Consider the following 12,710-nt stretch of genomic DNA (forward strand, 5'->3'; position numbering starts at 1 on the left):
GCCGGAAACTTATGACGGTGAAAAGGCTGGAAAGGCGCTTTTTCGCCTTTCCACATTCGCCGCAGCGACATGGTTGACCGCTTCGTCGAGCGGCAGGCGGCGGATCGGGGTGCCCTCGGGAAAGGCGCTGAGCAGGCGCGAGGGAAAGCTGGGTGAGAGCATCACGAACTGCCCGAAATCGTCGGCGCGGCGGATCAGCCGCCCGAACGCCTGCCCGATGCGCGCGCGGATGACCATGTCGTCATAGGCGCTGCCGCCCTGCGCCGCGCGCCTTGCCGCGTGGAGGATCGTCGGACGCGGCCAGGGCACCCCCTCCATCACGACGAGCCGCAGCGAATCGCCGGGAACATCGACCCCGTCGCGCAGGGCATCGGTGCCGAGCAGCGATGCATGCGGATCGGCGCGAAAAATGTCGACGAGCGTCCCGGTGTCGAGCGGATCGACATGCTGCGCGAACAGCGGCAACCCCGCGCGCGCCAACCGGTCGGCAATGCGCGAATGGACGATACGCAGTCGCCGGATCGCGCTGAACAGCCCCAAAGCGCCGCCGCCCGCCGCTTCGATCAGCCGGCTGTACGCGCCGGCGAGCGCGGGCAGGTCGCCGCGCGGAATGTCGGTGACGATCAGCACTTCGGACTGGCGCGCATAATCGAACGGGCTGGGGACCGCGAAATGCTGGACCCCGCCGTCCATATGGCGCGCGCCGGTGCGGATATCGGCATCGGTCCAGCCGCCGCGCCCGTGGCCACCGTTGCGCAGCGTCGCCGAGGTGACGAGCACGCCCTGCGCCGGGCGGTACACGACGTCGGCGATGGGTTTTGCAGGGTCGAGCCAGTGGCGGTGCAGCCCGCAGTCGAACTCGCGCCCATCGTAGCGGTCGACCGCGAGCCAGTCGACGAAATCGGGGTCGGCGGGTCCGCCGACGCGCCCGAGCAACGAAAGCCAGCCGCCCAACGTGTCGATCCGCGTACCAAGGCTGTGGCGCGCGCCATCGATCCTTGCCCGGGCTTGTCCGTCGAGCCAGTCGGGCGGATCCTCGATCAACACCTCCAGCCTTTTGCCGAGCGCCATCAGCGGGCGCAGCAGCGCCTCGATTGCGTCGCTGGCGCTCGCGGCTGCGGTCACCAGGTCGGAATCGGGATCGGCGAGTTCGGTTTCGAGCCCATAGCCTGCGTCGGCGGTGCGCGTGTCGACCGCGCGCGCATAAACCTGTCCGCGCACCGCGACGAGCAGCCGCTCGATCGCGCCCCACGGGTCATTCTCCGACAAGCGGCCGAGCCAGCCGTCGCCGGGCAGTTCGGCGGCGGCGGCGATTGCCGCCTGGATCGCGCGGTCGCCCGCCTCGTCATAGCTTGCGACGTCGGCGAGCCGTGCGGCGAGCCCGCGCCGCCGCCCACGCGACTTGCCCTCGGGACCCAGCACCCAGCGACGGATCTCGACCGCTTCCTGCCCCGTCAGCGCGGCGGCGAACATCGAGTCCGCCGCGTCCCACAGATGGTGCCCCTCGTCGAAGATCAGCCGCGTCGCGGGGGCGCCGCCGTCGCGCGGGCGCGCCGCCTGCACCATCGTCAGCGCATGGTTGGCGATGACGATCTCGGCCTGCGTCGCCGCGCGCGCCGAATGTTCGATGAAGCATTTGCGGAAATGCGGACAGCCCGCATAGATGCACTCGCCGCGCCGGTCGGTGAGCGCGGTCGTGCCGTTGCGGCGGAAGAGGGCGGGGAGCCAGCCGGGCAGGTCGCCGCCGACCATATCGCCGTCGCGCGTATAGGCGGCCCAGCGCGCGACAAGCTGCGCGAGGATCGCGGCGCGCCCCGAAAAACCGCCCTGCAACGCGTCTTCGAGGTTGAGCAGGCAGAGGTAATTCTCGCGTCCCTTGCGCACCACGACCTTTTCGCGGTGCGTCGCGGCGTCGGGGTAGAGGCGCTCGGTCTCGCGCGACAATTGGCGCTGCAACGCCTTGGTGAAGGTCGAGATGCAGACGGCGCCCGCCGACTGGTCGATCCATTGTTTCGCGGGGGCGAGGTAGCCCAATGTCTTGCCGATGCCCGTTCCGGCCTCAGCAACGAGCATCTGCGGCGCATCCTGGCGTTCGCGCGGGGCGAAGATTGCGGCGGTCGCGCGCGCATAATCCTGCTGCCCCGGCCGCCGCTCGGCGCCGTCGCCGGTCAGCCGGTCGAGCCGCGCCGACACATCGTCTTCGTTGATCGTCACCTGTCGCGGCGCGCCGCGCGGCGGCTGTTCCTCCCATTCGGGAAGGCGCGCGAACAGCCAGCGTTCGTTCGCGTCGGGCTGCGACAGTCGCGGCTGCACCAGCGGCGACCACGACCAGCGCTGGCGTGACAAGGCCTGGACGCCGTGCCACGCGCCTTCGCGCTCGGGCCAGTCGGGATCGTCGATGCTGCCGAGCATCGCCGCGGCCGCTTTCGGCAGGAAAGCCGCGATATCCTCTTCGCCTTTCGGCGGCGTCAGGCCGATCGCGGCGGAGATCCCCGCCGGGGTCGGCACGGCGAAGCGCGCGGGATAGAGGAAAGCGAAGAGCTCGAGCAGGTCGAGGCCGGACAATTCGGGATAGCCCAGCCGGTCGCCGGTCAGCGTCGCATTGAGCAGCAGGTGCGGGGTCGCCGCGACCGCGGCGATCGCTTCGCCGCGCCCGACGCGCTGGACGCGGCCGTGCGTATCGGCGATCCAGATGCCGATATGGCTCGCATGGATCGCGGGCAGGGAAAGCGGGTCGGGAGCCATCGTCCCACGCTAGGGACAAAAGGCGAACGCGGCAAGGTCGACTTCTTCTTCGTCATTCCCGCGAAGGCGGGAATCCCGCTCTTTGCGGTGCGCGGTCAAGCGGGATCCCCGCCTTCGCGGGGATGACGAAAAGGAAGGAGTCGTTTAGCTCAGCCCGCGGCGTCCGAAGGTGATCGGGCGGGCTGTCTGGAAAACCTGCGCGGGTTCGATCATCGATGCGCCGCGCGCTATTTTCAGCGCGTTGTAGAGCGGCCCGTGCGTCAGTTCGTAGGGGAAGCGCACGCCCATGCGGTCATGCTCGGACCACATGACGACCGCATAGGTCACCTGTCCGCCATAGTGAATTTCGCAGCGCGAGCGCGCGGGCATGCTCGCCCCGTCGATGCGCGCGCCGCCTTCGGACAGGTCGGTGATTCGGCCGTCGACGAAGTTGAGCACGCCATTGACGGTGACGTCTATCGAAACGGCGGTGCGCTTGTGGCCGCGGGCGGCGGGGGTGCGAAAATTGTCCATGTCCGGGACGCTACGCCCGCATGGTAAATTTTCCGGTAACGATGTTGGCTCGTGCCGGGACAATGTTGCAAGCGATCGCCGACAATGGTCTACGCGGATCATGGTCCGCCCGATCATCCTTTATGGCATCGGTCTCGCCGCCGCGGCATTCCTGCTCGAATGGCTGAACTACAAACATGTCGTACATCGCTGGTCGACCGAATTTTATGTCGCGATCATCGCCGTCCTTTGCATTGCGCTCGGCATATGGGCCGGCAACCGGCTGACCGCGCGGCCGCGTCAGGCTTTTGTGCGTAACGATGCGGCGATCGCGGCGCTGGGGCTCAGCGTGCGCGAATGCGAGGTGCTGGAAATGCTGGCGGCGGGGCACGCCAACAAGGTGATCGCGCGCCAGCTCGATATCTCGCCCAACACGGTGAAGACGCATGTTGCGCGCGTTTATGAAAAGCTGGCGGTCGCCAGCCGCACGCAGGCGGTGCAGAAAGCGCGGACGCTCGACATCCTGCCGTAAAATCGGCCTAATGCTGCCAAATCACCCATTTGGGCGATAGATTTCGCCCGTTGTTCTGGTCCATCGCGCATGGCATTCATCAGATGGGGAGACAGGATCATGGGCAGGATCATTGCAGTTTACGGCGCCATCGCGGGCGTCATCGTCATCATCGGCATGTTTATCAGCATCACCTTCGTCGCCGACCATGGCACGATGGGCATGGTCGCCGGCTATCTGTCGATGCTGGTTGCGTTGCTGTTCGTCTTCATCGGCGTGAAACGCTATCGCGACGTCAATCTGGGCGGGGTGATCGGCTTCTGGAAGGCGCTTGGCGTTGGCCTCGGTATCGGGCTTGTTGCGGCGCTGTTCTATGTTCTCGGCTGGGAGCTTTACATGTGGCAGACCGGCGGAACCTTCATGACCGACTATATCGCCCGGAGCGTCGAGGATATGCGTGCGGCCGGCAAACCGGCGGCCGAGATCGCGGCGTTTTCGGCCGAGATGGGGGCGATGGCGGAGCAGTATAAGAACCCGCTGTTCCGCATGGCGCTGACGCTGACCGAGATATTCCCGGTTGCGCTGCTGGTGTCGCTCGTGTCGGCCGCGCTGCTGCGCCGCAGCAGCTTCATGCCGGCGCTGCAACCGCGGGGCTGAATTGAGACGCGGCGGCATCGGCTGGTATCGGCCGATATATCGGCTTTCCTACATTGCACCGGCATGCTTGATCCTCTCTGATGCTACCGACCGCCGCCTCTCTCCTTAAAGCGACAAAGCCTGTCCTGAGCGCCCGCCGCAGGCGGGCAGTCGAAGGGGAGACAAAAGCGCCGCGCTCGTCGGTATCTTTTGTCGCTCTGAGGCATGTCGATACGCGAGCGAAATGCGATTCCGGAGTGAAGTTACGCAGTTTTCCGACCTTTCGGCGAGGGTGGCCGTCTCCTGTCATCGTCATCCCGGACTTGATCCGGGATCCATTGGGGGCGTCGGCCGTCGCTGGACCCCGGATCAAGTCCGGGGTGACGAAGCAAAGGTGCGACCTGTCCGAAAAAAACGATTCCAGAGTGAAGTTGCGCAGTTTTCCGTGCTCCTTTCCATCGGCGCTTCTTGCCGCTATGGGGCGCAGCTATGACTGACTTGCACCTTCACCCGTCGCTGCGCGAGCCCGCGCAAACGTCCAAGGCCTGGCCGTTCGAGGAAGCGCGCAAGATCGTCAAACGCTATCCCGATGGCAAGCCCGGGGGCGAGGCGATCCTTTTTGAGACCGGCTATGGTCCCTCGGGGCTGCCGCATATCGGCACCTTCAACGAAGTGCTGCGCACGACGATGGTCCGCCGCGCCTATGAGGCGCTGACCGGCGGCGCGCCGACGCGGCTGGTCGCGTTCAGCGACGATCTGGACGGACTCCGCAAGGTTCCCGACAATGTGCCGAACGGCGACATGCTGCGCGAATATCTCGGCAAGCCGCTGACCGCGATCCCCGATCCGTTCGGCAAGTATGAAAGTTTTGCGCATCATAACAATGCGATGCTGCGCGAGTTTCTCGACCGTTTCGGCTTCGAATATGAGTTCGTGAGCTCGACCGAGCGCTACCAGTCGGGCGCATTCGACGACGCGCTGCGAAATGTCCTCCGTCACAATCAGGACATTCTCGACATCATGCTGCCGACGCTGCGCGCCGAGCGCGCCGCGACCTATTCGCCGATCCTGCCGGTCAGCCCGAAGTCGGGGATCGTGCTGCAGGTGCCGGTGACCGTCGTCGATGCCGATGCCGGCCTCGTGTCGTTCGAGGATGAGGGCGAGACGATCACCCACTCGATCCTCGGCGGCGGCGCGAAGCTGCAGTGGAAGGTCGACTGGGCGATGCGCTGGGTCGCGCTTGGCGTCGATTACGAAATGTACGGCAAGGACCTGACCGACAGCGGCGTCCAGTCGGGCAAGATCGCCAAGGCGCTCGGCGGGCGCAAGCCCGAGGGGCTGATCTACGAAATGTTCCTCGACGAAAAGGGCGAGAAGATTTCGAAGTCGAAGGGCAATGGCCTCAGCCTCGAGCAGTGGCTCGATTATGGCAGCGAGGAAAGCCTCGCTTTCTTCGCCTATCGCGAGCCCAAGGCGGCAAAGCAGCTCCACATCGGCGTGATCCCGAAGGCGGTCGACGAATATCTCCAGATGCGCGGCAGCTATCCGGCGCAGGAGCCCGACAAGCGGCTCGGCAATCCGGTGCATCATGTCCATGTCGCACGCGGCGAGCAAATTCCCGCAGCCGAACTGCCGGTGACCTTCGGCCTGCTGCTCAACCTCGTCGGGGTGATGGGCGCCGACGCGTCGAAGGATCAGATCTGGCGCTACCTCGGCCAATATGTCGAGGGCGCGAATGCGGCGACCTATCCCGAGCTCGACCGGCTGATCGACAATGCGATGGCGTATAACCGCGACTATGTCGCGCCGACGCTCAATCGCCGCAAGCCGGTGGGCGGAGAGGGCGCGGCGCTTAAGGAACTCGACGACAAGCTCGCGGCGCTGCCGGCCGATGTCGGTGCCGACGACATCCAGAACATCGTCTACGAGATCGGCAAGAATGAGGTCTATGGCTTTGAAAACCTGCGCGATTGGTTCAAAGCGCTTTACGAGACCTTGCTCGGGTCGAGCGCGGGGCCGCGCATGGGCAGCTTCATCGCGCTGTTCGGCATCGACAACACGCGGCGGCTGATCGCGGAAGCGCTTGCATAAAATTCCGTTCGCATCGAGCGAAGTCGAGATGCCTCTTGGTCTTGCTCGATGCTGACGGGGTGTCTCGACTTCGCTCGACACGAGCGGGAATTAGGGAGTGGTTTCATGCCTGTAGAGTCTGCTTTCCAACTCGCGCAGATCAACATCGGCCGTTTCCGCCTGCCGCCCGATCATGTCGCTAACCGCGATTTCATGGACGCGCTCGACCATGTGAACGCCGTCGCCGAGGCGGCTGACGGCTTCGTCTGGCGGCTGACCGGCGAGGGCAACAACGCCACCGACGTGCCGGTGACCGACGATCCGCAGCTGATCGCGAACATGTCGGTGTGGCGCGACATCGACGCGCTCGCGGCCTATGTCTATCGCACCCCCGATCATCTGACGGTGATGAAGCGGCGCAAGGAGTGGTTCGACCATATGGCGGTCTATCAGGCGCTGTGGTGGGTTCCCGTGGGGCATCGCCCGACGGTCGCTGAAGGCATGGCGCGGATCGCGATGCTCGAGGCGCACGGACCGACGGCGGAAGCTTTCACTTTCAAGCAGCCCTTCGCCGCGCCCGACGGCACCCCGGCGCTGCCGATCCAGGACGAATGTGCATGAGCGACGTGATCGATATCTTCACGACCGGCGGGACGATCGACAAAGTCTATTTCGATGCCTTGAGCGAGTTCCAGATCGGCCCCGCGGCGATCCCCGACATGCTGCGCGAAAACAACGTCCACGTCCCGCACCGCGTCACGCAGTTGATGCGCAAGGACAGCCTCGAGCTGGGCGATGCCGACCGCGAGGCGATCCGCGCCGCGGTCGCGGCGAGCGACGCATCGCGCATCCTCGTCACCCACGGCACCGACACGATGGTCGTCACCGGGCGCGTGCTCGCGGGGATCGAAGGCAAGACGATCGTGATGACGGGCGCGATGCAGCCCGCTTCGGTGCGCGCGAGCGATGCCGAATTCAACGTCGGCTTCGCGCTTGCGGCGGCGCAGACGCTGCCGCCCGGGGTCTATGTCGCGATGAACGGGATGATCTTCGACCCCGAAAAGACCGTCAAGGACCGCGCCGGCGCACGTTTCGTTCAGGAAGGCTGATCAGCCGCGGGCGGTGACTTGCCGCAGCACCGCGGCATAATTCGGCGCGATCGTCATCGATTCGTGCCGTCCCGCGCGGCCGAGCGCGGCATGCACATCGGGCAGTCGATAGCAGGGCACACCCATGAACAGGTGATGCTCGGCGTGATAATTCACCCAATATGGAGCAACCGTCGCACGTGCCAGCCAGCCGGCGTGGGTGGTCCGCGCATGGGTGAAGGGATCGTCGCTGCCCGTGGTTGTGCACGCATGTTCGGCGATGTTGCGGATACGCAGATACAGCTGGAAGGTCGTCGCGAGCCCGGCGAGCCAGAGCAGGTAGGGTGTCCAGCCATAAAGCGCGAGCGACGCCGCGAGCAGCACCGCCTGCACGATCAGGAAACGTCCGACTGCGCGGGCGACCGCCATCGCCCCCGCGACGTCGATCGTCGGTGACGTCATGCCGTCGTCGGACTGCTTGTTGAACGGCGTCCCGGCCTTGGTGCTCGCACCGCTTTTCTGCCCCTGTTCGCCGCGCAGAATCGCTTTCAGGCCGACGAAGGCGAATCCGAATTGCGCCATACGCTGCTTGAAGAAGGTCTGGCCGGTCAGGTCACGCAGCACCTTGCGCCAAAGGCTGGCGCGCGTGGTGGGGAATGGCTTTGACAGCGACAGGTCGGGGTCTTCGGGCTGCTGGGTGAATTTATGATGCTGGAGGTGATAGGTGCGATAGGCGATCAGGTCCGATCCGACCGCCGCGCCGGTCAGCCATTGGCCGAGGAAATTGTTGATTTTCCGGTTCGGATGCAGCGCGCCATGCGCCGCGTCGTGCATCAGGATCGCAAGCCCGAGCTGGCGTCCACCGACAAAGATGACGGCCAGCAGCCACGCCACCGGGTTCTGCGACCAGGCGGCAAGGCCGACGAGCGCGATGCTGACGATCCACGCGTGCGCGACCAGCCAGATGCCGCGCCATGACGATGCGCGCGTGATCGCCGACCATTCGGCGCGGTCGAAAAAGCGGTCGGGCGGGAACAGGCGGACGGCAGGCATGGCCGATCTATAACAAGTTGCGAACCGAAACGTAACCCCTTCCGTTTTGGCACAATATCGGCGGAAATCGTGAGCTTGCGGTAAGGATTTGGAAACCCCTTTTTGGCCACTGGTCGCCGCGACCAGAAAAGCGGGGAAGTTCGGAACATTGGGGGTTCGGCGTAACATCATCCGGCCGGGAGGCGGCGATTTGCCAGCGGGCGAATCGCTGTTCGATTCACCCGAATTCGTCACGCACCTGATGCGCGTGGCAAAGCTGTGGCATTATGTGCTGATCGGCCGCGTCCTTGCATTCCTGACCTTCGCCTTTCTGCCGGGCCTTGCGGGCTTCCTCGATCACCCTTCGCACTGGCTGGTGATGGCGGCCGGCTTGCCATGCGATGTCGCGCTGACGGTGATCGGGCAGGCGATGCGCAAACCGCGCCCGATCGCACACAGCCGCGTGCGACTGATGGCGATGCTGTGCATGGCGCTGATCGCGCTTGGCACCTTGCTCAACGCCGCCGCGATGTTCGACGCGATCGCCGTTCCCGACGGCAGCCGCCATTTCGATGCCTTTACCGCGATCCACATCGGCTCGCTGCTCGTCGCGGCGTCGGCGGTCGCGGTGGTTCGTCCCGCCTTTTTCGCTTTCGCCGGTGCGACCGCGCTGGGTGGCGCGATCGGCGTCGCCTCGTGGCCGTTCGCGGTCGCAGGTTTCATCTTCCTTGGCCTGCTGATCGTCATGATGCGCGAGGATGTCCGGCATCAGCGCCGCGCGACGCGCGCCGCGCGGCAGGGCGTCAGCGACCAGCAGCGCGCGCTGAACCTGATGCGTGATTTCGAGCGCGCGGGACGCGGCTGGTTCTGGGAAACCGATCGCTATGGCCAGCTCGTCTATATCTCGCCGACCGTCGCGGCGCGGCTCGACCGGCCGCTCGCCGACCTGCTCGGCCACCCCTTTACCGACATCATCCGCAAGCGGATCGGCAACGACGAGAGCGAAGAGCGGACGCTGGGGTTCAGCCTGTCGTCGCGCACCCCGTTCAAGGAGCTGACGGTGCAGGCCGCGGTGCCGGGCGAGGAACGCTGGTGGTCGATTTCAGGCCAACCGATCAGCAACGAGCTCGGCAATTTCCAGGGGTTCAGGGGCAGCGGCACCGACCTCACCGACAAGAAACGGTCGGAGCGCGAGATCAACCAGCTCGCGCGCTACGACACACTGACGGGTCTCGCCAACCGCCGCCACATCACCGACCTGCTCGAACGCGCGCTCAAGAGCCATAGCGGGCAGCCGCAGCCCTGCGCGCTGCTGTTGATGGATCTCGACCGGTTCAAGGCGGTCAACGACACGCTGGGGCACCCCGTTGGCGACCAGTTGCTGCAGCAGGTCGCGGGGCGGCTGACGCAGATCGTCGGCGACAAGGGGCAGGTCGGGCGGCTCGGCGGCGACGAATTCCAGATCGTCGTGCCGCAGCTAAGCCAGCCCGAAAAGCTCGCCGGCATCGCCAATGCGATCATCCTCAGCCTCGCCAAGCCCTTTTCGATCGAGGGTGAGCAGGTGCGTATCGGGTCGTCGCTCGGCATCGCGGTATCGGACGGGCAGGGGGTGCCGGCGTCGGCGCTCGTCCGCAACGCCGACCTTGCGCTTTATGCCGCGAAGGATGCGGGGCGCGGCGTCTATCGTTTCTATGCCGACGCGATGCACAACCAGGCAAGCGAGCGCAAGGCGATCGAAGATGCGCTGCGCGACGCGCTGGCAAAGGACGAGCTCAGGCTTCTTTATCAACCGATCGTCGACGTCGAGAGCGAGCGGATCACCGGGTTCGAGGCGCTGATCCGCTGGCATCATGCGACCGACGGCCTGATCAGCCCGTCGAAATTCATACCCATCGCCGAAGAATCGAACCTGATCGTGCCGATCGGCGAGTGGATCATTCGCACCGCCTGCGCGACGATCGCGCACCTCGGCCCCGAATACCGCGTCGCGGTCAATGTCTCGCCGCGCCAGTTCGCCAATGAAAAGCTGCCGGCGACGATCATGAGCGCGGTGTCGGCGGCGGGCATCCGTCCCGAACAACTCGAACTCGAGATCACCGAGGGCGTCTTCCTCGACGAGAGTCCCGAGAATCTCGCGATGTTCCAGAAATTGAAACGCACCGGGGTGCGACTGGCGCTCGACGATTTCGGCACCGGCTATTCGGCGCTCGGCTATCTGAAGAAGGCGCCGTTCGACAAGATCAAGATCGACCAGAGCTTCGTGCTAGGCGCCGCCGATCCCAGCAGCATGAACGCCGCGATCATTTCGTCGATCGTCGGGCTGGCGACCGCGCTCGACATGGAAACGACCGCCGAAGGGGTCGAGACGCACGACGACCTCGCGCTGATCCGCGGGCTCGGGTGCAGCCATGTCCAGGGTTATATCTATGGGCGTCCGATGGATCTGGTCGAGGTGCTGGCGCTGCTTCGCGAGGGCGGCGGGCGCGCCGAGGCGAAGGGGTATAAGAGCGCGCGCGAGGCGCGGCTGACGACCTTTCGCACGATCCAGGTCGGCAGCGGGGGGTATCGCTATGAGGGGATTGTCCGCAACATATCGTCGCGCGGAGCGCTGATCGAGGGGCTATGGAATGTGCCGCCCGGGACGGTGCTGACGCTCGAATTCGGCGCCGACCAGATCTTCGATGCAGAGGCGCGCTGGTCGGCGGGCAACCGCGTCGGCGTGAAATTTGCCGAGGCGGTCGAGATCGACGGGCTGACCGGTCCGAAGACGGTCACGCCGGCGCGGGGACGAATCCGCCGCGCCGCGTGACAGCCGCGATCAATCGGCGATCCGGCCGCGTGCCATTACCCAATCGACCTTTTCCAGCACGGTGACGTCGGTCAGCGGGTCGCCGCTGACCGCGATCATGTCGGCCGACATGCCCGGCGCGATGCGGCCGATCTCGTTTTCGAGCGACAACAGTTTCGCCGCAACCGTCGTTGCGCTCGCCAGTGCCTCGCGCGGGGTGAGGCCGTGTTTGACGAGCAGCGCGAACTCCTGTCCGTTGCGGCCATGCTCGAACACGCCGGCGTCGGTGCCGAAGGCGACCGGGACGCCGAGCGCCTTCGCACGCGTCACCGCCTTACCGACGTCGTTCAGCGTCATGCGCACCTTGTTCTCGACGGTCGGGGTATAGATGCCCTTGCCGAGCCGCTCGCGGATGCCCTCGAACGCCATCAGCGTCGGGACGAGATAGGTGCCCTTGGTCTTCATGACCTTCAGCGTCGCGTCGTCGGCGAAGGTGCCATGCTCGATGCTGTCGATGCCCGCCGCGGCCGATGCGGTGATCCCGCCCGCACCATGCGCATGCGCCATCACCTTGAGGCCCAGCGAGTGCGCGGTGTCGGCGATGCTCTGCAATTCGGGGCTGGTGAAATGACCTTCGAGCCCGCGCCCCTGCTGCGACAGCACGCCGCCGGTCGCGGTGATCTTGATGACGTCGGCGCCCGCGCGCGATGCCTTGCGGACCTTTTCGGCGCATTCGAGCGCGCCGGTGCAGGTGTAGCCCTGGTCGAGCACGTCGTGGACGTCCTCGCGGAAACCGGTGACGTCGCCATGCCCGCCGATGATCGACAGCGCCGGGCCGGCGGCGACGATGCGCGGGCCTTCGATAAAGCCGTTGGTCGTGCCGCGGCGGAGCGCATAGGCGGTATATTGCGCCGAACCCGCCTCGCGGACGGTGGTGAAGCCCGCGCGCAGCGTGATGGCCGCATTCTTGGCGCCGACGACGACGCCCCATTCGTCGGGGTCGACCGTCGCGGCGCGATAATCTTCGCCCGGATCGCCGGTCAGGTGGACGTGGAGGTCGACGAGGCCGGGCAGCAAAGTCTTGTCGCCAAGGTCAACGATTTCGGCGCCGGCTGGGGCTTCGGTGCGTCCGGCGACGATCGACGTGATGCGGTCGTCGGTGATGGTGATCGTCGATGGCCCCTGCGCGGGCTTGCCGGCGTCGGTGATGACGCGTCCCGCATAGACGATAGTGGTTTTCGCACAGGCCGTCGTGCCGAGCAGCGCGAGCGTCGCTGCTGCGACCATTCCCAATTTACGCATGAAGTCTCCCCTGTCTGATCGCGCCACCGTGGCGCGGCGGGCGGGG

At 65.7% G+C, this 12,710-nt stretch carries 10 protein-coding genes; 6 read left to right on the plus strand and 4 right to left on the minus strand.

Annotated features, from left to right (window positions below):
* Nucleotides 1-9: 9 nt before the first annotated feature.
* Together J2X38_RS07855 and J2X38_RS07860 are read right to left on the minus strand one after the other, a co-directional pair.
* Nucleotides 10-2,745 carry an ATP-dependent DNA helicase gene (locus J2X38_RS07855; RefSeq protein ID WP_310252942.1) on the minus strand — a complete coding sequence of 912 codons (2,736 nt, stop codon included), beginning with the start codon at nucleotides 2,743-2,745 and terminating at the stop codon, nucleotides 10-12.
* 144 nt (nucleotides 2,746-2,889) lie between these two features.
* Nucleotides 2,890-3,258, minus strand: a complete 369-nt coding sequence (locus tag J2X38_RS07860) for a PilZ domain-containing protein (RefSeq protein ID WP_310252944.1) — start codon at nucleotides 3,256-3,258, stop codon at nucleotides 2,890-2,892.
* A gap of 100 nt (nucleotides 3,259-3,358) precedes the next feature.
* On the opposite strand from J2X38_RS07860, the gene J2X38_RS07865 reads away from it, so the two are divergent.
* From J2X38_RS07865 to J2X38_RS07885, 5 genes are all read left to right on the plus strand, one after another.
* Complete coding sequence (locus tag J2X38_RS07865; protein ID WP_058538191.1) at nucleotides 3,359-3,769, plus strand: LuxR C-terminal-related transcriptional regulator; 411 nt, start codon at nucleotides 3,359-3,361, stop codon at nucleotides 3,767-3,769.
* Nucleotides 3,770-3,868: 99 nt separating this feature from the next.
* Nucleotides 3,869-4,405 (plus strand): DUF4199 domain-containing protein, encoded by a 537-nt coding sequence (locus tag J2X38_RS07870; RefSeq protein ID WP_310252946.1) that lies wholly within the window; start codon nucleotides 3,869-3,871, stop codon nucleotides 4,403-4,405.
* Nucleotides 4,406-4,873: 468 nt separating this feature from the next.
* Nucleotides 4,874-6,475 (plus strand): lysine--tRNA ligase, encoded by a 1,602-nt coding sequence (locus tag J2X38_RS07875; RefSeq protein WP_310252948.1) that lies wholly within the window; start codon nucleotides 4,874-4,876, stop codon nucleotides 6,473-6,475.
* Between the two features lie 105 nt (nucleotides 6,476-6,580).
* Nucleotides 6,581-7,075 (plus strand): DUF3291 domain-containing protein, encoded by a 495-nt coding sequence (locus J2X38_RS07880; RefSeq protein ID WP_310252950.1) that lies wholly within the window; start codon nucleotides 6,581-6,583, stop codon nucleotides 7,073-7,075.
* Nucleotides 7,072-7,563 carry an asparaginase domain-containing protein gene (locus J2X38_RS07885; protein WP_058538187.1) on the plus strand — a complete coding sequence of 164 codons (492 nt, stop codon included), beginning with the start codon at nucleotides 7,072-7,074 and terminating at the stop codon, nucleotides 7,561-7,563. Before J2X38_RS07880 ends, J2X38_RS07885 begins: the two co-directional genes overlap by 4 nt.
* Here the strand turns inward: J2X38_RS07885 and J2X38_RS07890 are convergent, their stop codons facing one another.
* Nucleotides 7,564-8,595, minus strand: a complete 1,032-nt coding sequence (locus J2X38_RS07890) for a fatty acid desaturase family protein (protein ID WP_058538186.1) — start codon at nucleotides 8,593-8,595, stop codon at nucleotides 7,564-7,566.
* 190 nt (nucleotides 8,596-8,785) lie between these two features.
* On the opposite strand from J2X38_RS07890, the gene J2X38_RS07895 reads away from it, so the two are divergent.
* Nucleotides 8,786-11,383 carry an EAL domain-containing protein gene (locus J2X38_RS07895; RefSeq protein ID WP_310252953.1) on the plus strand — a complete coding sequence of 866 codons (2,598 nt, stop codon included), beginning with the start codon at nucleotides 8,786-8,788 and terminating at the stop codon, nucleotides 11,381-11,383.
* Between the two features lie 9 nt (nucleotides 11,384-11,392).
* Here the strand turns inward: J2X38_RS07895 and J2X38_RS07900 are convergent, their stop codons facing one another.
* Entirely contained in the window at nucleotides 11,393-12,664 is a 1,272-nt protein-coding gene (locus tag J2X38_RS07900) for an amidohydrolase family protein (protein ID WP_310252955.1), read from the minus strand.
* Between the last annotated feature and the right edge of the window lie 46 nt (nucleotides 12,665-12,710).

This window comes from Sphingopyxis sp. BE235 (genome assembly GCF_031457175.1).
Classification (GTDB): Bacteria; Pseudomonadota; Alphaproteobacteria; order Sphingomonadales; family Sphingomonadaceae; genus Sphingopyxis.

Coding starts and splice junctions, on each gene's coding strand:
- J2X38_RS07860 (WP_310252944.1), bottom strand. CDS start 3,258: ATGGACAATTTTCGCACCCCCGCCGCCCGCGGCCACAAGCGCACCGCC.
- J2X38_RS07880 (WP_310252950.1), top strand. CDS start 6,581: ATGCCTGTAGAGTCTGCTTTCCAACTCGCGCAGATCAACATCGGCCGT.
- J2X38_RS07885 (WP_058538187.1), top strand. CDS start 7,072: ATGAGCGACGTGATCGATATCTTCACGACCGGCGGGACGATCGACAAA.
- J2X38_RS07870 (WP_310252946.1), top strand. CDS start 3,869: ATGGGCAGGATCATTGCAGTTTACGGCGCCATCGCGGGCGTCATCGTC.
- J2X38_RS07855 (WP_310252942.1), bottom strand. CDS start 2,745: ATGGCTCCCGACCCGCTTTCCCTGCCCGCGATCCATGCGAGCCATATC.
- J2X38_RS07875 (WP_310252948.1), top strand. CDS start 4,874: ATGACTGACTTGCACCTTCACCCGTCGCTGCGCGAGCCCGCGCAAACG.
- J2X38_RS07890 (WP_058538186.1), bottom strand. CDS start 8,595: ATGCCTGCCGTCCGCCTGTTCCCGCCCGACCGCTTTTTCGACCGCGCC.
- J2X38_RS07900 (WP_310252955.1), bottom strand. CDS start 12,664: ATGCGTAAATTGGGAATGGTCGCAGCAGCGACGCTCGCGCTGCTCGGC.
- J2X38_RS07865 (WP_058538191.1), top strand. CDS start 3,359: ATGGTCCGCCCGATCATCCTTTATGGCATCGGTCTCGCCGCCGCGGCA.